17 protein-coding genes and 1 pseudogene are annotated in these 21,724 nt (G+C 71.1%); 4 read left to right on the forward strand and 14 right to left on the reverse strand.

What is annotated here, in order from left to right:
- Positions 1-255: 255 nt before the first annotated feature.
- From ACT2CW_RS13520 to hemA, 3 genes are all read right to left on the reverse strand, one after another.
- Positions 256-1,323, reverse strand: a complete 1,068-nt coding sequence (locus tag ACT2CW_RS13520; RefSeq protein ID WP_445516721.1) for an arylcarboxylate reductase — start codon at positions 1,321-1,323, stop codon at positions 256-258.
- Positions 1,320-2,261 (reverse strand): ACP S-malonyltransferase, encoded by a 942-nt coding sequence (locus tag ACT2CW_RS13525; RefSeq protein WP_138912789.1) that lies wholly within the window; start codon positions 2,259-2,261, stop codon positions 1,320-1,322. The genes ACT2CW_RS13520 and ACT2CW_RS13525 overlap by 4 nt, the downstream gene beginning before the upstream one ends.
- 226 nt (positions 2,262-2,487) lie before the next feature.
- Positions 2,488-3,735 carry a 5-aminolevulinate synthase gene (gene hemA, locus ACT2CW_RS13530; protein ID WP_182467301.1) on the reverse strand — a complete coding sequence of 416 codons (1,248 nt, stop codon included), beginning with the start codon at positions 3,733-3,735 and terminating at the stop codon, positions 2,488-2,490.
- A 260-nt stretch (positions 3,736-3,995) separates the two neighbouring features.
- Here hemA and ACT2CW_RS13535 point away from each other — a divergent pair, with 260 nt between their 5' ends.
- The 3 genes from ACT2CW_RS13535 (at position 3,996) to ACT2CW_RS13545 (ending at position 8,976) form a co-directional block, all read left to right on the forward strand.
- Entirely contained in the window at positions 3,996-5,537 is a 1,542-nt protein-coding gene (locus ACT2CW_RS13535) for a class I adenylate-forming enzyme family protein (protein ID WP_445516722.1), read from the forward strand.
- Positions 5,534-7,090, forward strand: a complete 1,557-nt coding sequence (locus tag ACT2CW_RS13540; protein ID WP_445516723.1) for a long-chain-fatty-acid--CoA ligase — start codon at positions 5,534-5,536, stop codon at positions 7,088-7,090. The genes ACT2CW_RS13535 and ACT2CW_RS13540 overlap by 4 nt, the downstream gene beginning before the upstream one ends.
- Before the next feature lie 122 nt (positions 7,091-7,212).
- Complete coding sequence (locus ACT2CW_RS13545; RefSeq protein WP_445516724.1) at positions 7,213-8,976, forward strand: ricin-type beta-trefoil lectin domain protein; 1,764 nt, start codon at positions 7,213-7,215, stop codon at positions 8,974-8,976.
- Positions 8,977-8,990: 14 nt separating this feature from the next.
- Here ACT2CW_RS13545 and ACT2CW_RS13550 read toward each other — a convergent pair whose 3' ends face one another.
- The 9 genes and pseudogenes from ACT2CW_RS13550 to speB form a co-directional block, all read right to left on the reverse strand.
- Positions 8,991-9,743 (reverse strand): class I SAM-dependent methyltransferase, encoded by a 753-nt coding sequence (locus ACT2CW_RS13550; protein ID WP_445516725.1) that lies wholly within the window; start codon positions 9,741-9,743, stop codon positions 8,991-8,993.
- Positions 9,744-10,015: 272 nt separating this feature from the next.
- A pseudogene (locus tag ACT2CW_RS13555) lies at positions 10,016-10,927 on the reverse strand (extracellular catalytic domain type 1 short-chain-length polyhydroxyalkanoate depolymerase); the annotation flags it as partial.
- Between the two features lie 108 nt (positions 10,928-11,035).
- Positions 11,036-11,800, reverse strand: a complete 765-nt coding sequence (locus tag ACT2CW_RS13560; protein WP_445516726.1) for an SGNH/GDSL hydrolase family protein — start codon at positions 11,798-11,800, stop codon at positions 11,036-11,038.
- Between the two features lie 151 nt (positions 11,801-11,951).
- Entirely contained in the window at positions 11,952-12,464 is a 513-nt protein-coding gene (locus ACT2CW_RS13565) for a GNAT family N-acetyltransferase (RefSeq protein ID WP_445516727.1), read from the reverse strand.
- Positions 12,465-12,557: 93 nt separating this feature from the next.
- Positions 12,558-14,006 carry a gamma-aminobutyraldehyde dehydrogenase gene (locus ACT2CW_RS13570; RefSeq protein WP_445516728.1) on the reverse strand — a complete coding sequence of 483 codons (1,449 nt, stop codon included), beginning with the start codon at positions 14,004-14,006 and terminating at the stop codon, positions 12,558-12,560.
- Positions 14,003-14,458, reverse strand: coding sequence for a YybH family protein (locus ACT2CW_RS13575; RefSeq protein WP_445516729.1), 456 nt, complete (start codon positions 14,456-14,458; stop codon positions 14,003-14,005). The genes ACT2CW_RS13570 and ACT2CW_RS13575 overlap by 4 nt, the downstream gene beginning before the upstream one ends.
- 26 nt (positions 14,459-14,484) lie before the next feature.
- The gene (locus ACT2CW_RS13580) at positions 14,485-15,129 is read right to left on the reverse strand and encodes a cyclase family protein (protein ID WP_445516730.1); all 645 of its coding nucleotides are present in this window, start codon (positions 15,127-15,129) and stop codon (positions 14,485-14,487) included.
- Positions 15,130-15,136: 7 nt separating this feature from the next.
- Positions 15,137-16,678, reverse strand: a complete 1,542-nt coding sequence (locus ACT2CW_RS13585; protein ID WP_445516731.1) for a purine-cytosine permease family protein — start codon at positions 16,676-16,678, stop codon at positions 15,137-15,139.
- Positions 16,671-17,633, reverse strand: a complete 963-nt coding sequence (speB, locus tag ACT2CW_RS13590) for an agmatinase (protein ID WP_037960149.1) — start codon at positions 17,631-17,633, stop codon at positions 16,671-16,673. The genes ACT2CW_RS13585 and speB overlap by 8 nt, the downstream gene beginning before the upstream one ends.
- A gap of 110 nt (positions 17,634-17,743) precedes the next feature.
- On the opposite strand from speB, the gene ACT2CW_RS13595 reads away from it, so the two are divergent.
- Positions 17,744-19,204, forward strand: a complete 1,461-nt coding sequence (locus ACT2CW_RS13595) for a PucR family transcriptional regulator (RefSeq protein WP_164426988.1) — start codon at positions 17,744-17,746, stop codon at positions 19,202-19,204.
- 26 nt (positions 19,205-19,230) lie between these two features.
- On the opposite strand, the gene ACT2CW_RS13600 is transcribed toward ACT2CW_RS13595, so the two are convergent.
- On the reverse strand, positions 19,231-20,037 hold the full coding sequence (locus tag ACT2CW_RS13600) for a methyltransferase (protein WP_445516732.1): 807 nt from the start codon (positions 20,035-20,037) through the stop codon (positions 19,231-19,233).
- On the reverse strand, positions 20,034-21,671 hold the full coding sequence (locus tag ACT2CW_RS13605) for a PucR family transcriptional regulator (RefSeq protein ID WP_445517007.1): 1,638 nt from the start codon (positions 21,669-21,671) through the stop codon (positions 20,034-20,036). Before ACT2CW_RS13605 ends, ACT2CW_RS13600 begins: the two co-directional genes overlap by 4 nt.
- Between the last annotated feature and the right edge of the window lie 53 nt (positions 21,672-21,724).

Below are 21,724 nucleotides of genomic sequence, written 5' to 3' on the forward strand. Positions count from 1 at the left end.
CCCTGGATCCAGGAACGTAGGACGCCGGGCGCACACCAGCGCAACGCGAAGGTCTGCGCCGCGTCCGGACAGGACAGCGGGACAGGAGAACGAGATGGCGAAGCGGGCGGGGAACGGACGGGACATGGGCGGGCGGACCATCCCGCGTGGCGGATGCCACGCGGGCGCTCATGCTCCGCGGCCGGTGACCGTGGTCCGTGGTGCGTGGACCGTGTTCCCCGGGCTTCGTGGATGTCTTGTGGGTCTGGGCGGGGCCTAGTAGATGCCTTCCGGCGCCGATCGCACGACCTGAAGTGGCTTGACGTTGGCGACGCCGTCACACGGCCACTCCGGGCCCGTGTCGTACCGCACCGCGAGGTCGCGCTCCAGCACATTGGGCAGGAAGAGGTCATCGTGCAGGACGGTCAGCCGGACCTGGCCCTGTTCGCCGTATCCGACCACCTTGGACCAGTCGTCCTTGTCGACGACCGCCATGGTCACCTGCGGGTAGTTCGGCAGGTACGGCATGAGGGCGCCGTCGTCCTCCGCGGGCAGGCCCACGGTGTTGCCGAAGGTGTTGGCGTAGGTGACGACGACCAGTCCGCCGTCCAGGGCCTTGTGGAAGGATCTGCGCATCGCGGGGGTGGCGTGTGTCCCGCTGAGCCGTACGCCCTTCAGCCGCGCCACCAGCTCGGGCCTCGCCTTGATCAGGGCCTGTAGCAGGGCCGGGGTGGTGACGAGGTAGTCGACCGGCTGGTGCTCCAGGACCGCGGCGATCTGCTCGGTGATGTGGGCCGTGTACTCCTGCGCGTCCTTCAGCCTGCCGTCGCGGAGCAGCCGCTTGACCCAGCGGGGGTCGAAGTCGATGCCGTACACCCTGCCGTCGTACAGGTCGGCCAGGTCCACCGCGCCGTGTCCGATGAGATGCGGTCCGGTGGGGGTGGCCTGGAGCCAGGTGCGGCCCGGTTCGAATCCCTCGCGCTCGATCACCCAGCGCCGCCAGGCGGCGCGGTGCTCGAGCATCGGCTCGGTGTAGAACACCCGGCAGGGGTTGCCGGTGGTGCCTCCGGAGTCCCAGACCCGGCCGGTCAGGGGCCGGGGCACGGCCTGGGGCACGAGCTCGGCGGGGTCCAGGGTGCGCAGGTCGCCCAGCGGCATCGGACCGAACGCGGACAGCTCGTCGTGGCGGGTGATGTCCCGTGGGTCGATGGCCAGTTCGGCGGCGCGCTTGAGCCAGTACGGGGTGCCGGTGTCGGGATCGAAGTGGCGGCGGACGACCCGGCGGGTCCAGGCGTCGATGTCCTGCGACAGCCACTGGTCGATCTGCTCGGTCACGTCCTTCACTGGGCCACCCCCGCTTCCGTGGAAGGGAGTTCGATACCGAAGTCGTAGACGGCGGTCATCGCCTCGAAGACATGGTCCGGGGATTCCACGTGGACCACGGGGAACGCCGCGCTCTGGAAGGTGCCGAACGCGGCGGGGCCGAGCACCAGGCCCAGTTCGGTTCCGCCGTCCTCCAGTCCGCCGATCATGTGCGGGACACTCACGGGGGCGGTGGGGTTGCGGCGGAAGAGATCGCGGATCTCCTCGGCGGTGGTGAGGGCCTTGCGCTCCATGCACGAGTGCACGGGCACCCGTGGGTCATGGAAGGTCATGGCCTCCAGCGTGGGCTCGAGGAAGTCGCTGATGTGCTGCTGGAGCGGCGAGTGGAACGCCGCGCCGTGGTCGTCGGACACATGCAGCGCGCCGGCCGGGAACCCCGCGCCGAACTCCTGGAGCGCGGAGCGGTAGCCGCCCAGCAGCACCATGCGCTCCTGGCCGGTGCCGACCTTCCCGAGGTCGGCGGAGAGATACACATCGGGGACCCCGGCGAGCAGGTCGTCGGTGGCGGTGTCGTAGGGGATCCGCAGCATGGCGACGGCCTGCGGGCCGTTGTCCGCGGCCGGCGGTGGCACTTCCCGCAATCGCATCAGGAGGGTGAAGAGATCCTGACGCTCGACGGCTCCGGCGAGAGTCGCGCCGACCAGTGCGCCGAAACTCAGCCCGCATACGGCGGCCGGTGTTATGCCGTATTCCTCGGCGAGAACATCGGCAATTCCTAATACGGCCGCGGCCTGACGAATGGCACCGATGCCTTGTCGGTGCTCCTGTCCGGGTTGCCGTTCCTCTTCGAATATCCGCTGGACGTCGATACCCGTCCACTCGGCGATCCGTTGATAGGTGTGCTGCACACTCGGAAAGAGTTCATACAGCTCCGCGCCGGCTCCCGGCTGATCGTTCATACCACCGTCGAGGACATACGCAAGCGTCACCCCGAAACCCCCGTTTCCGCCCGTTCGCGCCGGGCCAAAGCATGCCGCATCGCCGCGGCACCCCATGAACTGCTCCCCCGAGATCCCCGTTCCGCTAGCGGGTCTCAAGAATCACCCAGCTGTTCGCGTTCGCTCATCAAACCTCTCGCCGCCAAGGCGTGTCAAGCAAGATCCACACGCCTTGCGCCACCTTTGCCTAACCCCGGCCGGCCCCATTGCGCAACCGTATTCCGGCCTCCTCACGGGGGCCGCCGAGCTCCTCCCAGACCTGGTCAAGGGCCTTGACGAACATCTCCACCTCGGAGGTGGAATGGACGGCTCCGGGGGCCACCCGCAGGATCTCCTCACCGGCCCGTACGCTGGGCGCGTTGATCGCCTGCACATAGATGCCGTGCCGCTCCAGCAGGGCCGTGGACATGCGCTTGCACAGGACCTCGTTCCGCACCAGCACGGACACGATGTGGGTGAGGTCGGAGATGAAGGGGATCCTGCGCTCCTTCAGCAGCCGGTGCATCAACTGTGCGTTTGCCCACAGCCGTTCCCTTTCGGCCTCCGAGGAGCGCAGATGGCGGACGGCGGCGAGGGCGGCGGCGGCCACGGCGGGCGGCATCGCGGTGGTGAAGATGAAGGAGCGGGAGAACATCCGGACCGCCTCGATCACCTCCGCCGGGCCCACGATGTATCCGCCGTTGGTGCCAAAACCCTTGGCCAGCGTGCCCATGATGACGGTGAACCGGTCGGCCAGCCCCTCGCGCGCCGCGATGCCCGCGCCCTGCGGGCCGTACATGCCCACCGCGTGCACCTCGTCGAGGAAGGTCATGGCACCATGGCGCTCGGCGATGTCGGCGATCTCCGCGAGTGGCGCGATGTCGCCGTTCATCGAGTAGACCGACTCGGTGACGATCAGCTTGGGCGCGTCGGGGTCGGCGGCCGCGAGCAGTTCCTCGAGGTGCGCCGTGTCGTTGTGCCGGAAGATCCGCTTCTGGGCGCCGCTGTGGCGCAGACCGTCGATGATGGAGGCGTGGTTCAGCGCGTCGGAGAAGACGACGCACCCCTCCATGCGGCCCGCGATGACGGACAGCGCGCCGTCGTTGGCGGTGTAGCCGGAGGTGAACAGCAGCGCGTCGTCCTTGCCGTGGAGCGCGCTGAGCTCCTTCTCCAGCAATACGTGGCAGTGGTTGGTGCCGCCGATGTTGCGCGAGCCGCCGGCGCCCGCCCCGTACTCGTCGACGGCTTCCTTCATGGCCTCCAGGACGGCGGGGTGCTGGCCCATGCCGAGGTAGTCGTTGCTGCACCAGACGCTGATCCGGGAGGTGTCCTCGACACCGCTGACGCTGGCGGCGGGGAACTGACCGGCGAGCCGTCCGATCTCCAGGAACTCCCGCTTTCCACCGTCAGAACCTTCGGTGAGGCGCGAAAACAGGTCCAGATATTGGGTCGTCACGTCCACTCACTTCGCTTTTAGGCTACTTGGGGATCGCGCAGAAAGCGGGATGAGCCGTAGCGACCCCCCGCCGACGCCAATCTACATGCGGTCGGCCGTCAATCGGTATGCCGAAAGGCAACCTCCGCACACCCGACCCGGTTTCACGGCAGGAAACTGACGGGTGGATGGAAGAAGGTTGCCACGCCGGGGGCAGGGTGTCATCCTTCAGCGGGAAACGGCACCTTGAACTCATCGGCACACGGCGAACTGGAGTTTCGATGTCTCCGACCGACAATTACGTCCGACGGGTCCTCGAGGCTCTGTCGGCCGATTCGGAGCGGGTTGCCCTGCTTCGCGACGATGAGCGGTTCACCGCCGGTGAGTTCACCCGCACCGTGGTCGCGGCGGCGGAATTGCTGCGCCGCCAGACAGCGGAGGAAGAAATTCCGGTCGTGGCCGTACTGACGGTCGCCAACACCCCGGCCACCATCATTCTGCGCTATGCGGCGAACCTCATCGGTGCCACGGTGGTCCATCTGCACTCCACCAACGCGGTGGACCCTACCGATCAGCTGGCCACCCGCGAGCGGCACGAGATCCTGAAGAAGACCGGCGCCACGTTCCTCGCCGTGGACGAGGAGAACCTGGGCCTGGCCCGGGAGCTGTGCGAGCGTCTGCCGGAGCCGCCCCGGCTCGCCGCGCTGGGCTCCCTCGGCCCCGATGTGCTGGACCTGACCACGGGCGACGCGGACGCCTTCGATCTGACGGTCGTGGAGACCGACCCCGAGCGTCCGGCCGTGGTCCTGTTCACCAGTGGCACCAGCGGCAGCCCGAAGGGTGTCACACTCCCCTTCCGGGTCCGAACTCTCTATCTGCGGGCGGGACTTGACGCACCCGGCCCGATCACCTATCTGTCCACGCTGCCGGTGAGCCACTCCAACGGCTCCGGCGCCGACCTCGCCCTCGCCTCCGGTGGCACGGTGGTGCTGCACGAGGGCTTCGACGCGAGCGCGGTGCTCGACGCGGTGGAGCGGCACCGGGTGTCCGCGCTCACCCTCACCCCTCCGCAGCTGTACATGCTGGTGGACCACCCCGCCATCAAGGACACCGATCTGTCGAGCATCCAGATCATCTCCTACGGCGGCTGCCCCGCCGCCGCGGCCCGGCTGGCCGAGGCGGTCGAGGTGTTCGGCCCGGTCCTGCTCCAGTTCTACGGCACCACCGAGACCAGCGGGATCAGCGTGCTCGCCCCGCCGGACCACTTCGACCCCGAACTGCGGTCCACCGCCGGCCGGCTGACCGCCGAGGTGCGCGTCCGTGACGTGGATGACGAGCGCGATCTGCCGGCGGGTGAGATCGGCGAGATCTGCGTACGGTCGCCGTTCAACATGCTCGGCTACTGGCGCGAGCCGGAGCTGACCGCGGAGGCCGTACGCGACGGCTGGGTGTACACCGGTGACCTCGGCGCCCTCGACGAGCGCGGCTATGTGCGGCTGCACGGCCGGGTGGGCGAGGTGATGAAGACCAACGGTATCAAGGTCCATCCCACCGCCGTCGAGAACGCGCTGCTGACCCACCCCGATGTGGCCCAGGCCGCGGTGTACGGAGTGGCCGACGGGGACCGGGTGGAGCACATCCACGCCGCCGTGGTGCTCAGGACCGGTGGCGTCGCGGACTTCACCTCGCTGCTCGACCATGTGTCCGGTGAGCTCTCGCCCAAGCATGTGCCGGCCGCCATCACCTTCCATGACGACCTTCCGCTGACCGGCGCGGGCAAGCCGGACAAGCAGCGGCTGGCCGCCCAGCGGGCCGGGGCATGACGCTCACCGCGGCGGCGGTGCTCGCCGAGTCCGCGCTGCGGCGCCCGGACCACCCCGCGCTCGTCTTCGACCCGCGGCGCATCACCTACCGCGAGCTGTGGGACGCCACCCGGCGGTACGCCGCCGTACTGCGCGACCAGGGCATCGGCCCCGGCGATCGGGTGGCGCTGCTGCTGCCGAACACCCCGCACTTCCCGATGGTGTACTACGCGGTGCTGGCGCTCGGCGCCGTGGCCGTCCCGGTGCACGGTCTGCTGCGCGCCGACGAGATCGTCCATGTGCTCCGCGACTCGGAGTCGAAGGTGCTGGTGTGCGGGGCGCCGATGCTCACCGAGGGCGCCAAGGGAGCGGAGGTGGCCGGGGTTCCGGTGGTCACCGTGCTGGAGGAGCACGACGGCGGCCGGCCGCGGCTGGACGCCCTCGCCGAAGGCGCCGAGCCCATCGAGCGGTGTGTTCCGCGCGAGCCCGACGACCTCGCCGTGGTCCTGTACACCTCGGGCACCACCGGCCACCCCAAGGGTGCGATGATCACCCACTTCAATCTGGTGATGAACGTGAGCACCACGATGCGCTCGCCGTTCGACCTCGGCCCCGACGATGTGCTGCTCGGCTGCCTCCCCCTGTTCCACACCTTCGGGCAAACCTGCGGGATGAGCACCACCTTCCTGGCGGGCGGCACGATGGTGCTGATGAACCGGTTCGACGGCCCCCGGGCACTGGACCTGATGGTCACCGAGGGGTGCACCGTCTTCATGGGCGTGCCCACCATGTATCTGGCCCTGCTCGACGCCGCCGCCGAGGACCCCCGCCGCCCAGCCCTCGACCGCGCGTTCTCCGGGGGCTCGGCGCTTCCGGTGAAGGTGCTCGAGGACTTCCAGGAGGTCTTCGGCTGCCCGATCTACGAGGGGTACGGGCTGACCGAGGCATCGCCGGTGGTCGCCTACAACCAGAGGGCGTGGCCGCGTAAACCCGGGACGGTGGGGCGCCCGATCTGGGGGGTCGAGGCGGAGATCGCCGCGGCCGATGTGGAGGACCGGGTCGAGCTGCTGCCCACGGGCGCGGTCGGTGAGATCGTCATCCGTGGCCACAATGTGATGGCCGGTTACCTCAACCGCCCGGAGGCCACGGCCGAGGTGCTGGTCGACGGGTGGTTCCGCTCGGGTGACCTCGGCACCAAGGACGCGGAGGGCTATCTCACCCTCGTGGACCGCAAGAAGGACCTGGTGGTGCGGGGCGGTTACAACGTCTACCCGCGAGAGGTGGAGGACGTGCTGATGCGCCACCCGGCCGTCGCCCAGGTGGCCGTCATCGGACTGCCCGACGAGGTGTACGGCGAGGAGGTGTGCGCGGTGGTGCGGCCACGCTCCGGGACGGCTCCGGACGCGGCGCTCGGCTCGGGGATCGTGGCGTGGGCGAGGGAACGGCTCGCCGGGCACAAGTACCCCCGCCGGGTGGAGTTCATCGACACCTTCCCGCTGGGCCCGAGCGGCAAGGTGCTCAAACGCGAACTCGTCGGCCGCTTCACCACCGGGCAGGAGCCAACCGACCAGTAGCCAACCGACCGGTAAAGAATTGTCGCCTCAGGGGAGTTACTGGCGGATACCTTTACCCGCACCCGCGCCCTCCACCACTATGGGCACTCGTCTCACTGTCGGTGACGCGAGGAGTGGTGAGGGTGACCGACCCGCACGGAACCGAACCCGATGCCACCACCGGGCAGCGGTCGTACGCCCAACTGTCCGACACCGAGCTCACCGAACGGATCCGCTCCGGGGCGCCCACCGCCCTCCCCGCCACCCAGGAACTGAGGGAGCGCCACCTCCCGGCGGTGCTGTCCTACGCCCGGCTCTGCGGCAGGACCCAGGCCGACGCCGAACAGCTCGCCGACCTGTCCTTCGGCCTCGCCGCGCAGGAGACCTGCCGGGGTATCGATCCCTGGGGGCCGTGGCGCCACCATCTGCTGCTGCTCGTCCAGCGGGTGGCCGCCACCTGGGCGGAGGGCAGCCGGGAGGAGCGGTTGGATCCCGCGTTCGCCGAGTGGCTCGGCCACTCCGGTACCGCCACGGGCGGTGCGGCCGGACTCCCGGGGCCGAGGGGGCGTTCGGCCATGCTCGGCGGCTTCCTCACCCTCTCGGCGCGCACCCGCGATGTCCTGTGGTACAGCGTGGTGGAGGAGGAGCCCGACACGGTGGTGGCCACCTTCGCGGGCGTGGCGCCGCACACCGTCCCCACGCTCCGGGAGACGGCACAGAGCGCGCTGCGCGAGGCATGGCTGCGGACCCATCTGGAGCGTGGCGGCGAGCAGATGTGTCGGGGGTTCAGGGGCCTCATCGAGGCGGCGGTACGGCCGGAGAACCCCCGGCGCTGTGATGACCTGGACCGCCATCTGTCCGGCTGCCTTTCGTGTGCCGGGGTGTACGGCGAGCTGCTGCGGATGGACGAGGATCCCCGGCCCGTGATCGCCGATGGGCTCCTGGGGTGGGGCGGGACGTCCTACGTCACGGCGGAACCGGTCGCCGGTGTGCCCTCGGTGGGGTCGGCGGCGGCGTCGCCCGCGGAGCCGCCACGGCCGGAGCCTCCCCTGGTCCCCGCTCCCCCGCCGCCGTACCCACCGGGGCCCGCCGGAGTCCCGTCGAACGTACCGATGGACGGTGGATCCACGGGACGTTGGCGCCTGCGGACCAGGATCGGCTCCCGGCCGCCCGCGACGGCCGCACTGGTCGCGGTGGCGGCCGTGGCGGCGGTGGCCCTCACCGTCGCCCTCCTGGTGTCCGACGGGGACGACATGGCCCCGGCCGGCCGTGCGAACACCCCCGCGCCCACGGCCACCCCGGCGGCTCCTTCGTCAGACCCCACGACGGATGCGCCGGCTCCGACGAAGAGGCCACAGCGCCCGCCGAACCCCGGTGGCATGACCCAACCGCCCACGACCGCGCCCGCCACCACTCCCCCGAGCACCGCCCCCGCGCCCTCCGCCCCGATCCCGGACGACAGCTTCACCGTGGTGGTCAACGCCGCCTCCGGGCTCTGTCTGGACATCCGCGACCAGGAGGTGGAGAAGCGCGCGGACGCCGTCCTGGCCCAGTGCAGCGGGAGCGACACCCAGCGGTGGCGGCTGGACTCGGAGGGGCTGCTGCACACCGAGGCCGATCCCGACTTCTGTCTGGACTCGCGCGGGGACACCGACCGGGGTGTGGGCATCTGGCCGTGCTCGTCCGCCGACGGCGACAACGGCGAGAACCTGCGGTTCGCGGTCGACCGCGACGGGGTGATCCGCCCTCATATCGCGCCCGACTTCGCGGTCACCCCGGACGGCGACGACCCCGACAGCGAGGTCGAGCTGCGCTCGGCCGAGGACCGGAACGACCAGCGGTGGAACGCCGGTCTCGGAGATGCCTCGGCCGATGTGTCGGTGTCGGACCCCACTCCGGCACGCTGATCCGCAGCGGCACCTCAGGGCGCGGTGCTCCCCGCCCCCTCCGGGCGGCGGAAGAGGGCCGTCCACAGGAACGGCTCCCCGAAGAGCGGGGAGCCGGACGGCTCGTCCCGCATCCGGCGCAGCTCGATCTCGGTCAGCTCGGAGAAGATCCAGCGCAGGGAATCCGGTGTGTAGGCGAGGCCGCCCTGAAGCCCGGATTGACGGTAGAAGGCCGCGTCGGGCAGTTCGGAACCCATCACACCCGCCGCGAAGCAGCTGAGGGCGAGATGGCCGCCGGGGGCCAGGGCGCGTTCGAGGAGCGCGAGGTAGCTGATCCGGCGGTGCGGCGGCAGATGGTGGAAGCAGCCGGAGTCGCAGATCAGGTCGTACGGCCCGGCCAACTCGCCGGCGGTGAGGGCGAAGGCGTCCCCGCGGTGGAACCGGACCTCGGCCCCGGCCTCATGGGCGCGCTCCTCGGCCCAGGAGATGGCCGTGGGCGAGAGGTCGACGGCGTCCACCGTGAACCCCCGGGAGGCGAGGTGGAGGGCGTTGCGGCCGGGGCCGCACCCCAGGTCGAGGGCCCGGCCCGGAGCGATCAGGCCACGGTCGAGGTATGACACCAGATGCTCATCGGGCTTCGCCACGAAGAACGGGACGGACTTGGCGCGGTCCGCGTAGAAACCGTCCCACCACGAGGCGCCGCCGGCCGTCCAGCGGTCGGCCTCCGGTGCGAAGAGGCCGTCCAGGAGCCTCAAGACGTCGTCCACCGTGCGTATGTTCCGGTCCACGCGCTCCCCTTTCCCGAGGGGTGAAACATAGCCACGGGATCGGCGAAAGGCCAGATCACAGGGGGTGCGGCAGGGGCACGGGCGGGCGTCGGCGGGGCCGGGGGCGGGGCGGCGGAGGAGTTGTCCACGGCCGTGGGCACCGGCCGCCCACATGCCCGCGGAAGAGCGCCAAGGGGCCGGTTTCGGCGGCCCCGAGGCGCCTTTCTCAGAACGCTGCTGAACGGTTCTCCGTGTCGGCTCGCCCTTCGTGTTTCCAGCCCGTCAGCGGGTCATCCGGCGTCCAGGCCGAAGAAGGTAATGGCCCGTGCGGCCATCCCGGCGGCCGGGAGGGAGTGTCCGGTGCCCTGCACGCTGATCGCCTCAACGGGGGCCTGGTTGCCCGTGGCGCCGTAGCGGGTCCGGGTCCAGGAGGACTGCGGATGGTCCGTGAAGACGGGGGTCTGGCTCACCCCGAGCACATTGGTCCACTGCTTGATCTCCTCGCCGAAGTTCGGATAGCGCAGGGTGTTGTCCGCGGTGCCGTGCCACAGCTGCATCCTCGGCCTGGCACCCTGGTATCCGGGGTAGGCCCCGCGTGCGAGATCGCCCCACGCCTGCGGTGTCTTGGTGATGGTGCCGTTGGCGCAGGCGGTGTTCCAGCCGGATCCGTCGGTGGTGGCGAAGCAGCCGAAGGGCACGCCCGCGAAGGCCGCGCCCGCCTTGAACACATCCGGGTAGTCGCCCAGCAGGACGTTGGTCATCATGGCGCCCGACGAGGCGCCGGTGACGTACACCCGGTTGGGGTCGGCGTTGTGGCGCTGCTGGGCGTAGCGGACCATCGAGACGATGCCCACCGGGTCGCTGCCGCCGTCGTGCCGCAGCGCCTGCGGGGAGGAGACGTCGAAGCAGGCGCCGCTTCTGGTGGCGGAGGGGTAGATGACGATGAAGCCGTACCGGTCGGCCAGGGAGGCGAACTCGGTGCCGGAGTAGAACGCGGGCCCCGAGCCCGTGCAGTAGTGCACCGCCACGAGGACGGCGGGCCGTGCCGCGACGTTGTTCGGCACGTACTCGTACATGCGGAGGTTGCTCGGATTGTTGCCGAAGCCCGTGACCTCGGTGAGCGAGGCGGCCGCCGCGGGCGGCGGTGCCAGCAGGAACAGCGTGGCGAGCAGCGGCAGTACGCCGCCGAGTAACGCCGCGGCCATCGACCCCGGTGTCCTTGGGCGGCGCCTGGGCGTGGGGGTGGCTTCCGCGGCGGCGGGAGTGTGGTTCATATGACGGTCCTTCCTGGGCTGTGACGGTGAAGGGGCGGCTCATGCCGCCCGTGCGGCCGACCCGTTACCGTGCGCCCCGGACCCGGTGGTGGCGAACGTGGGGTTGCCGATGCTGCCCGGCACCGATCGCAGCGCCCGCCACCAGACGTCGGCCATCTTGTCGTAGCCACCGGCGTTGGGGTGCACCCCGTCGGCTAGGTCCGCGGGTGTCAATGCGCTGTACATGTCAACTAGATGGACACGCTTGCCCGCGTTGACCTTGCTCTGCACGATGCCGGGGATCGCCGCGTTGTACGCCCGTACCGTCGAGTCCATGAAGCCCAGCGGGGTGATGGTGGCGACGAAGAGCTCCGCGTTCGGCGCCTGGGCGGTGATGTGGTCGATCAGGGTGGAGAGCCTGGCCGGCGCCCCGGCGGGGTTGCTGCCGTAGATGTCGTTGGTCCCGATGTGCAGCAGGATCGTGTGCGGGTTCTGGGTGCGCAGCCAGTTCACGACGTTGTCGTCGATCTGCTGGATCGTCCAGCCGGAGTGGCCCTCGTGGTCGTGATCGCCGAGGCCGGACGGGCCGTTGAAGAGCGAGCCGACGAAGTCGACTTTGTAACGGCCCGCCGTGAGCTTCTGCCACAGGCCGACGCGGTAACCCCCCGGGACGTTGAATCCGTCGGTGATCGAGTCGCCCAGCGGCATGACCTTCACACCGCCGTTGGACTCGGCGTGCGCCGGACCGGCGCCGAGCGGGACGAGAAGGGCGAGAAACGCGACCAAGGCGATCAGGGCGGCGAGCGGATGTCTGGTGCGTGCCATGCGCTTTCCTTTCGGCGGTCCATGAGGTTCGGTCCGTGGGCGCCCGCGGAACGGGTGCGGACGCCTTGGTGCGGAACACATCATGGGAGCCATGGGAGCGCTCCCATACCGGTGTAGAGCAGCGCACCGCCACCGTCAAGCCCTCTCGTCCTCAGGGATGGACGGCGATCTGCCGGCGGAAGCACACCCGGTGCTGTCCGGGTCCGTCGTAATCCCCGTGCACAGGCAGGCCGTTGACCTGACGGTCGCCCTCCTCGAGCATGAACCCCATGGCCCGGTGGAAGGCCACGGACCCGGTGTTCAGGGGCGAGGTGATGGCGTGCACCTCACGGCGGCCCGCCTCGGCGGCACGCTGGAAGAACGCCGTGTAGAGCCTGCGGCCCACGCCCTGCCCGCGCAACTCGGGCGCCACCCCGACGAAGTGGATGTACGCCTCGTGGTCGTTGTCCGCGGCGTGGAAGCCCACGAGGAACGCCTTGATGCCGTCGCCGTCCTCCAGGACCAGGCTGGTGCCGGAGAAGAATTGCAGAAACAGCCTGGGCAGCAGCATGGAAAGCTCACGCGCCTGATCGGGGGTGCGTGAGTCGCCCCACCACTCCCGTACGCACTCGACGATCGTCCCGTGGTCGGAGACGTGGGCCCGGCGCAGTGTCATCTCACTCATGTCGCAACAGGCTACGCACGTACGGCACCGGGTGTGTCATCACCGCGCCGGGTCGGCGGCGCGGTGATGACGGGCCGGAGTGGCGGCGGTTGTTCAGAGGGCCGTCATGACGTGCTTGACGCGGGTGTAGTCCTCGAAGCCGTACGCGGAGAGGTCCTTGCCGTAGCCGGACTTCTTGTAGCCGCCGTGCGGCATCTCGGCGGCGAGGATCATATGGGTGTTGATCCAGACGCAGCCGAAGTCCAGGGCCTTGGACATCCGCATCGCGCGGGCGTGGTCCTTGGTCCACACCGAGGACGCCAGCGCGTACTCCACACCGTTGGCGTACGTGACGGCCTCGGCCTCGTCGCGGAAGGACTGCACGGTGATGACCGGGCCGAACACCTCGTTCTGGACGATCTCGTCGTCCTGCTCGAGCCCGGAGACCACGGTGGGCGCGTAGAAGAAGCCCTTGTCACCGACCCGGTGGCCACCCGTCTGCACGGTGGCGTGCGCGGGCAGCCGGTCGATGAAGCCGGTGACCTGGGCCAGTTGGTTGGCGTTGTTCAACGGCCCGTACAGCACGTCCTCGTCGTCGATGCCACCGCCGGTCCTGATCGCTGCGGCGGCCTTGGCCAGCGCGCTCACGAACGCGTCGTGGACCGACTCGTGGACCAGGACACGCGTGGCCGCGGTGCAGTCCTGTCCGGCGTTGAAGAATCCGGCGAGGGAGATGCCCTCGACGGCCGCCGCGATATCGGCGTCCTCGAAGACCACCGCCGGGGCCTTGCCGCCCAGTTCAAGGTGGACCCGCTTGATGTCCTTCGCCGCCGACGCGGCGACCTGCATGCCCGCGCGCACCGAGCCGGTGATGGCCGCCATCGCCGGGGTGGGGTGCTCGACCATCAGCCGGCCGGTCTCGCGGTCGCCGCACACCACGTTGAAGACGCCGGACGGGAGGCCCATCTCCTCGAGGATCTCGCCGATGATGCCCGCGAGCAGCACGGTGGACGCGGGGGTGGTGTCCGACGGCTTGAGGACGACGGTGTTGCCCGCGGCGAGGGCCGGGGCGAACTTCCACACGCCCATCATCAGCGGGTAGTTCCACGGCGCGACCTGGGCGCACACCCCGATCGGCTCCCGTCGGACGATCGAGGTCAGGCCCTCCATGTACTCGCCCGCCGACCGGCCCTCCAGCAGACGCGCGGCTCCGGCGAAGAACCGGATCTGGTCGACGATCGGGGCGATCTCCTCGGTGAGGGTGAGGGTGCGCGGCTTTCCGGTGTTGCGGCACTCCGCCTCCGCGATCTCCTCCGCCCGCGCCTCGACGGCGTCCGCGATCTTCAGCAGCAGCCGCTGCCGGGTGGCCGGGGTGGCGTCGCGCCAGGCGGGGAAGGCCGCCGCGGCGGCGGTCATCGCGGCGTCGACGTCGGCGGCGCCGGACCGGGGCGAGGTGGCGTACACCTCGCCTGTGACCGGGTCGGTGACCTCCAGGCGGCGGCCGTCGGCCGCGTCGGTGTACTCGCCGTCGATGTGGTTGCGCAGTACGAGAAGCTCGCTCATCGTTCCGTTTCCGTGATCGTGGCCGTGGCCGTCGTCGCAGCCGTATCCGTGGCCGTGGCCGTCGTCGTGCCGGGCGCTGCCGAGAGGTGTTCATGCACGGCCAGCCAGTGGCCGTGGGGCTGACGGCGGAAGACGATGGTCTCGCGCTCGTGGCTGGTCTCCACACCGGCCGTGGTGCTCACCGTGGTCTCCACCAGGTGGGTGAACACCGCGCTGTCGCCGAGGAGTTGGACCAGCCGGTCGGTGGAGACGCAGGACAGGACGCGGAAGCCGTCCTCCGCGACCCAGCGGTCCCACAGGGCCCGGTAGTCCGCGGTGGAGCCGAGCCGTTCTGAGGTGGTGTGGAAGACGAATGTGGCATCGGGCGCGAACGCCGCGAAGTAGTCGTCGAGGCGGCCTTCGCCGAACGCCGCCACCAGGGCGTCGGCGGCCCGCAGAACCTCGTCGTGCATGGGGTGGTGCTCCTTGCGTGGGTGGTTCAGCCGACGCGGGCCACGGCCCGCACCGGGGCGCCGTCGGCGGCGGGGAGCCGCAGCGGCAGCAGGGAGACCTCGATGGGCTCTCCCGCCGTCTGCGCGTCGAGCAGGGGGTCGAGACCGGTGAGGTTCTCGGCGATGACGGCGTGGGCGCCGCACAGGATCCGGTGGGCGGGGAGGTCGTCGGCGGGGGTGGCATCGACGCTCAGCGCGTCGATGCCGACGGTGCGGATCCCGGCGTCCACCAGGAGTTCGGCGGCCTCCGGGGTGAGATACGGATGGGCGAGGTAGTCGTCGTGGCCCCAGTGCCGCGACCAGCCGGTGGCCACCAGCACGATGCTCCCGGCCCGCAGCCGGCCCTCGAACAGGGACGGCCCGAGCGGTGTCCGGGGCTCCGCGCCACGGGCGTCCACCACCACCGCCCGCCCCCAGAAGCGCTCCAGGGGCAGCCGGTCCAGGGTGGGCAGCGCGTCGTCGATATGGAACGGGGCGTCGACATGGGTGCCGGACTGCGACCCCATGTCCAGGTGCAGCACGTTCACCCCGTCGGCGGCGACGCTCAGCGCGGGGGCGATGGCCACCCGCGGATCGCCGGGGTAGACCGGCATGCCCGTGACCAGGGGTACGGAGAGGTCGATGAGGCGCACGGTGGTCTCACGCCCCTTCCGCCACCGCGGGCACGGGCACACCGGCCTCCGTGGTGATCGGCGGTACGGGCGCGTCCGAGGCGCGGACCAGCCGCGGTCCCTCGGGCCCGTACACCTCGCGCGGCTCGGGGAAGAGCCACAGCAGCGCCAGATAGAGGAGCGAGGCGGTGGCGAGGCCCACCGGCAGCGAGATGTCCGCGCCGCGGGCCAGATCGCCGAACGGCCCGACGAACTGGCCGGGGACGTTGACGAAGAGCAGGGCGAGCACCGCCGCGGTCAGCCAGGCGCCCATGCCACGCCAGTTCCAGCCGTGGTGGAACCAGTAGCGGCCACCGCGCTGGCGCCGGTTGAACACCTGGAGCGAGTCGGGGTCGTACCAGCCGCGCCGGGTCACATAGCCGAGCACCATGATGATCATCCAGGGGGCGGTGCAGGTGATGATCAGCGTGGCGAAGGTGGAGATGGACTGGGACAGATTGGCGGCGAACCGGCCCAGGAAGATGAACCCGATCGAGAGCACCCCGACGAACAGCGTGGCCTGCACCCGGCTGAACCGGGTGAACACGCTGGAGAAGTCCAGGCCGGTGCCGTAGAGCGAGGTGGTGCCGGTGGACAGGCCGCCGATGAGGGCGAGCAGGCACACCGGCAGGAAGTACCAGCCGGGCGAGATGGCCAGCAGTCCGCCGACGTAGTTCGGCGCCCCGGCGTCCATGTACGGCGCGGCCTTCTTGGCGATGATCGAGGCGGTGGCCAGGCCGAAGAAGAACGGCAGGATGGTGGCGATCTGCGAGGCGAACGCCGCCGTGACGACCTTGCGGCGCGAGGTGTCGGCGGGGATGTAGCGCGCCCAGTCGCCGAGGAAGGCGCCGAAGGACACCGGGTTGGACAGCACGATCAGTGCCGAGCCGATGAACGCGGGCCAGAACCCGGCCGTGGCCGTCGAGGGGAACACCCCCTGGTAGCCGGGGTCGAAGTCCCCCACGAAGGCGAAGAAGCCGAGGACGAACAGCGTCGAGGCCGCCACCACCGCGATCTTGTTGACGAAGAGCATGAACCGGAAGCCGTACACGCACACCGTCAGCACCAGCGCCCCGAAGACGCCGTAGGCGAGCGCGAACACCCCGTCGTTCTGTGGCACGCCCATGAGCCGGTGGGCGCCGCCGACCAGCGCGTCACCGGAGGACCACACCGAGATGGAGAAGAACGCGATGGCGGTGAGCAGCGACAGGAAGGAGCCGACGATCCGCCCGTGCACCCCCAGGTGTGCCGAGGAGGAGACCGCGTTGTTGGTGCCGTTGCACGGGCCGAACACCGCGAGCGGGGCGAGGATCAGGGAGCCGCCCACCACGCCGAGCAGGGTGGCCGCCAGGCCCTGCCAGAAGGAGAGCCCGAAGAGGACCGGGAAGGCGCCGAGCACACAGGTGGCGAAGGTGTTGGCGCCGCCGAACGCGACGCGGAACAGGTCGAAGGGGGTCGCGGTGCGGTCCGCGTCGGCGATGCGCTCGACGCCGTAGCTCTCGACCTCGGTCAGTGCCGGGGATTCACTCATCCGTCTTCTCCCGCTTCCCTTGCAGTGCGAGCAGGCTGATCAGGTCGTAGGCGACGTGGGAGGCCGCGACCGAGGTGATCTCGGCGTGGTCGTAGGCGGGCGCCACCTCCACCACATCCGCGCCGATCAGCCGGCATCCGGCCAGGCCGCGCAGGATCTCCAGGAGCTCGCGGGAGGTCAGGCCGCCCGCCTCGGGGGTGCCGGTGCCGGGGGCGTGGGCCGGGTCGAGGCAGTCGATGTCGATGGAGATGTACAGCGGCCGGTCGCCGATGCGCTGGCGCAGCTGGTCGGCCACCTCGTCGGCGCCGCGCCGGTAGACATCGGCGGAGGTGACGATGCCGAAGCCCAGCTTCTCGTCCTCGGTGAGGTCCTGCTTGCCGTACAGCGGGCCGCGGGTGCCGACGTGCGAGAGGGCTGAGGTGTCGACGATGCCCTCCTCCACGGCCCGGCGGAACGGGGTGCCGTGGGTGTGCTCGGCGCCGAAGTAGGTGTCCCAGGTGTCCAGGTGGGCGTCGAAGTGGAGCACCGCGACCGGGCCGTGGCGCCGGGCGGCGGCGCGCAGCAGCGGGAGCGCGATGGTGTGGTCGCCGCCGATGGTGACCAGGCGGGTTCCCTCGGCCTGGAGGCCGCTCGCGGCGTCCTGGATGGTCTCGATGGCCTCGCCGATGTCGAAGGGGTTGACGGCGATGTCACCGGCGTCGGCCACCTGCTGGGTGGCGAACGGGGACACGTCAAGGCCCGGGTGGTAGGGGCGCAGCAGCCGGCTGGCCTCGCGGACCGCGGCGGGCCCGAAGCGGGCGCCGGGGCGGTAGGAGACACCGCCGTCGAACGGGACGCCCACCACCGCCACGTCGGCCCCCGCGACCTCGTCGAGGCGGGGCAGCCTGGCGAAGGTGGCCGGGCCGGCGAAGCGCGGGACCCGGGAGGAGTCGACGGGCCCTCGGGGTTCGGTCATGGTGTTGCAGTCCCTTCTTGACGTGCGCCGGTGGGGTCCGGTCGAGCGAGTCTGCACAGCGGAGGAACCGCGCGACAATCGTTGCTGAGACAAAGAGTTAGGCTCAATTTGTGGTGAACAACAAAGAGCAGGGTGTGACGGTCGACGATCTGCTGTCGTATCCGGCCCTGCAACTGCGGTTGATCGCGGGTGGCGCGGGGCTGCACCGCTCGGTGTCCTGGGCGCATGTGAGCGAGCTGGACGACCCCACGCCCTGGCTGCTCGGCTCCGAGATGATCATGACGACGGGGATAGCGATGCCCCGCTCGGCGGCCGGGCAGCGCGCCTATCTGGAGCGGCTGGACGACGCCGGGGTGGCCGCCCTGGCGGTCTCCGCCCAGCTGCGGATGCCCCCGCTGCGCCGCGCGTTCTTCGACGCCGCCGAGGAGCGGGGGATGCCGGTCCTGGAGATCCCGCTGGCCGTGCCGTTCATGGCGGTGGCGCAGGAGGTGGCCGCCGCCGTCCAGGAGGACGCCCGCCACCGGCTGGGCGCCCAGCTCCAGGTGTTCGGCGCGCTGCGCTGGCTGACCTCGGAGAACCTGGACACCGCGACGCTGTTCGGCCGACTGGAGAAGCTGTCCGGCTACGACATCTATCTGTGCACCACCCAGGGCCGGCCGCTGCTGCCGGGTGTGCCCGCGCCCGACGCGTCGGTGATCCCCGGCTCGGCGGACGCCCCGCCGACCATCCCCGGTGGCTTCGCCCTCCCGGTCCCCTCGCCCGGTGGCCCGGCGGGTTTCCTCATCGCCTTCGAACGGGAGGGCGCGCGCCCGGCGGGGCTCGCCGTGGTGCAGCACATCGCCACGGTGGCCGCCCTCCAGCTCGCCATGGTCCGCACCGAGCGGGAGACGCTGCGCCGCGAGGGCGCGGAGATCCTGGCCGAGCTGCTCCAGGGCGCCCTCGAACCCGCGGTGGCGCGCCGCCATCTGCTGCGCCACTCCATCGAGGGCGAGACCGTGCTGGCGGTGGTCAGGGGCGTCACCGAGGACGCCGTGCTGCGGGCGCTGGAGGATCAGCCGTGTCTGCTGCTCAAGCGCGGCGAGGACCGTTATCTGCTCGGTGCGCCCGACCTGGGCGAGGCGGTCGAGTCCCTGCCGGGTGTGGCCGCCGGGATGAGCCGCCCGTTCAGCCCCGGCTCCCCGCTGCGGATCGCCCAGCGCGAGGCGCTGTGGGCGGCCTCCCACGCCGTCGCGTCCGGCCGTGCCCTCGTGCGGTACGGCGACGATGTCACCGGCCGCTGGCTGCCCGACGACCCGGCCGCGCTCACCGACCTGGTCGAGCATGTGCTGGGCGAGGCGCTGCGCTACGACACCGGCCACGGCTCACGGCTGCTGACGTCGGTGCGCACGTGGATGGAGCGCGACCGCCGTACGGACGAGGCGGCGGCGGCGCTCCATGTGCACCCCAATACGCTCGCCTACCGGCTGCGCCGCTTCCATGAGCTGACCGGCCGCGATCTGTCCACCACGGGCGCGTTCGCCGAGGTCTGGCTGGCGATCCGGGCGGCGAGCCAACTCGGTCTGCTCGACTGAGCGTGGTTCCTCGGCGCGTTCGGCGCTCAGCGCGGGCGCCGGCCCCAGCAGGTGATGAGCGGGGCGGTGGTGACGTCCATGCCCTCGCCGCGCAGATGGTCCAGATGGCGCTCGATCTCCCGCTCGGTGGCAAGGCCCCCCGCCACCAGTCGCCCGCGCAGCTGACGCACGGTGGCCGCCTCCAGCTCCCGGCAGGCCGGGGAGGTCAGCGGGAAGCAGCCCTCGGCGCGTACGTCGTGCAGCCCGGCGCCGCGCAGCAGGGCGGGCAGGGTGCGGCCGAAGCCGAGGTCCACACCGCGCTCGGCGAGCAGCGCGCGGAACCCGCGGCGGATCCGGTTGGCCAGCTCCTCGGCAGGGCCGCGCTCATCGGGGCAGGCCAGGGGCTGGAGCGCCGGGTCGGCGTCCTCCACGACCAGCCATCCGCCCGGCCGCACCGCCCCGGCCATCCGCCGCAGCGCCTCGGCCCGGTCGGGCAGGTGCACCAGCACCAGCCGGGCGTGGACGAGGTCGAAGCCGTCGCCCGGCGGCTCGTCGCGGGCCACGTCGTGGCGCCGTACCTCGATCGGTCCGGTGGCCGGGCCGGAGAGCTCCATGAGCCAGGAGGTGTCGATGTCGGTCACCAGCACCCGCCCGGTGGGCCCGACCCGCTCGGCGAGGGCGCTGGGCACTGAGGGCCCGCCCGCTCCCACCTCCCAGCAGCGCCATCCGGCGGTCAGGCCGAGCTGGTCGAGGTGGCCCAGGGTCCAGGGGTCGAAGAGCTCGGCCAGCGCGTCGAAGCGCCGGCCGGCCTCGCGCTTCCGGTTGTCCAGCAGATAGCCGGTCTCGGATGTCATGCGCCCCATCCTCCCGCGCCGGCCGCCGTCAGCGTGTCCAGGGCGGTGACGGCGACATGGAGCTGGGTGCGCTGCACACCGGACTCCAGGTCGCGGCCGAGGAGCCGTTCGATGGTGTGCAGCCGCTGGTAGAACGCCTGGCGGGACAGGCCGATCTGTTTGGCGGCGATGGACTTGTTGCCCGCGGCGAGGTAGTGGCGCAGCGTGGTCAGCAGATCGCCCGCGTGGCGCTCGTCGTACTCGATCAGCCTGCCCAGCTGGTGCTCGACATACCTCTGCACACGGATATCGTCGCGGAGCGCGTACAGCAGCTCGGGCAGTCCGACGTCGGAGGGCACGTGGAACGGCCGGTGCGGGGTGCCGGGGCCGATGGCGTCCACGACCTCCTCGGCCTCCCGGAACCCCCTCGCCACCTGGTCGATCTCGGTCACCCCCGGCCCGACGGCCACCACCGCCGGCGCGCCCAGTGTCTCCTCGGTGAGCCGGCTGACCCGCTCCACCACCGGCTGCCAGGCGCTGGCCCGGGCCAGGGCGAGCAGCACGCCGGTCCGGTCCGGGGAGAGCCGCCCCACCAGGGCCCGGATGCCGGAGCCTTGCAGGGCGTCGGCGAGCCGGTCGTCCAGGCCCGTCTCGTCGGCGGTGGCGCCGTGGTGGCCGATGGCGAGGGCGATGAGGCGGTGGCCGACGACCGGTATGCCGAGTGCCTCGACGCGGATGCGTGCCTCGGTGCGGCCGCGGTAGCTCCAGCGCAGCAGCTCCAGCAGGGCGCAGGTGTGGGCCTGGCGGTCCCACTGGGTGTGGCCGGTCAGCCGGGCGAGGGTGAGGGCGGTGGCGGCGCGTCCCAGGATCATGGTGTGTTCCGGGTCGGCCACGGGGGCGGTCGCGTTCGGCACCGCCACCAGCCGCCCCCAGCGCCGACCGTTGTGCTCGACGGGGGCCACCAGCCAGCCCTCGGGGCCACTGGTCTGCGTGGTGTCGGGGGTCGGCGTGGCGCGGGAGCGGCGCTGCCACGCCTCCAGGATCTGGCCGGCCGTGCCGCCCGCCGTACACGAGAACACCGCGTGGTGCAGCAGGTTCTCCAGGACCACCGGGCGGCCCATCAGATCGGCGGCGGCGCGCACCAGCTCCTTCGGCTCGGCGTTGCGCAGCGTCAGCCCGGTGAAGATCTCATGCACCTGCTGGGAGCGGCGCAGCAGCTCGCCCTGCGCGTCGAGGATCAGCGCGTGGACGGTCTGGGTCACCTCGATGAAGCGGATGCCACGGGACAGGACGATCAGGGGGAGGTCCCGGGCGCGGCAGGCGGCCACCAGGTCCGGTGGCGCCTGCTGGTAGCGGCGGCCGAGCTCCACCACGAGCCCCGCGGCGCCGATGTCGGCCAGCTGGTCCACATAGCCGCGCAGCCGGCTGGGGTCGTTGGGCTGGGGCATGCCGGTGGTCAACACCAGCTCCCCGCCTTCGAGGAACGAGGCGGGGTCGAGCAACTCGGTGACGTGCACCCAGCGGACCGCGCGGGTCAGCTGTTCCTCACCGGCCATCACACGGGGAAGTCCCGCGACGATGACGGGAAGACGCAGGACGTCGGCAACCGTGAGCAACGGCATCTGGACGGACTCCCTCCGGATACCGCTCATCATCGCAGAGCCGGGCCGCCGCGCCCAGGGCCGTCGGACCGGGCCCGGGCGCGTCT

Source organism: Streptomyces sp. NEAU-174 (assembly GCF_052665095.1).

Bases quoted from the DNA above. Each gene is read 5' to 3' on its own strand.
- ACT2CW_RS13525 (WP_138912789.1), bottom strand. From the start codon at position 2,261: ATGAACGATCAGCCGGGAGCCGGCGCGGAGCTGTATGAACTCTTTCCG.
- ACT2CW_RS13605 (WP_445517007.1), bottom strand. From the start codon at position 21,671: ATGATGAGCGGTATCCGGAGGGAGTCCGTCCAGATGCCGTTGCTCACG.
- ACT2CW_RS13600 (WP_445516732.1), bottom strand. From the start codon at position 20,037: ATGACATCCGAGACCGGCTATCTGCTGGACAACCGGAAGCGCGAGGCC.
- ACT2CW_RS13560 (WP_445516726.1), bottom strand. From the start codon at position 11,800: ATGGCACGCACCAGACATCCGCTCGCCGCCCTGATCGCCTTGGTCGCG.
- ACT2CW_RS13540 (WP_445516723.1), top strand. From the start codon at position 5,534: ATGACGCTCACCGCGGCGGCGGTGCTCGCCGAGTCCGCGCTGCGGCGC.
- ACT2CW_RS13575 (WP_445516729.1), bottom strand. From the start codon at position 14,458: ATGCACGACGAGGTTCTGCGGGCCGCCGACGCCCTGGTGGCGGCGTTC.
- ACT2CW_RS13535 (WP_445516722.1), top strand. From the start codon at position 3,996: ATGTCTCCGACCGACAATTACGTCCGACGGGTCCTCGAGGCTCTGTCG.
- ACT2CW_RS13585 (WP_445516731.1), bottom strand. From the start codon at position 16,678: ATGAGTGAATCCCCGGCACTGACCGAGGTCGAGAGCTACGGCGTCGAG.
- ACT2CW_RS13570 (WP_445516728.1), bottom strand. From the start codon at position 14,006: ATGAGCGAGCTTCTCGTACTGCGCAACCACATCGACGGCGAGTACACC.
- speB (WP_037960149.1), bottom strand. From the start codon at position 17,633: ATGACCGAACCCCGAGGGCCCGTCGACTCCTCCCGGGTCCCGCGCTTC.
- ACT2CW_RS13565 (WP_445516727.1), bottom strand. From the start codon at position 12,464: ATGAGTGAGATGACACTGCGCCGGGCCCACGTCTCCGACCACGGGACG.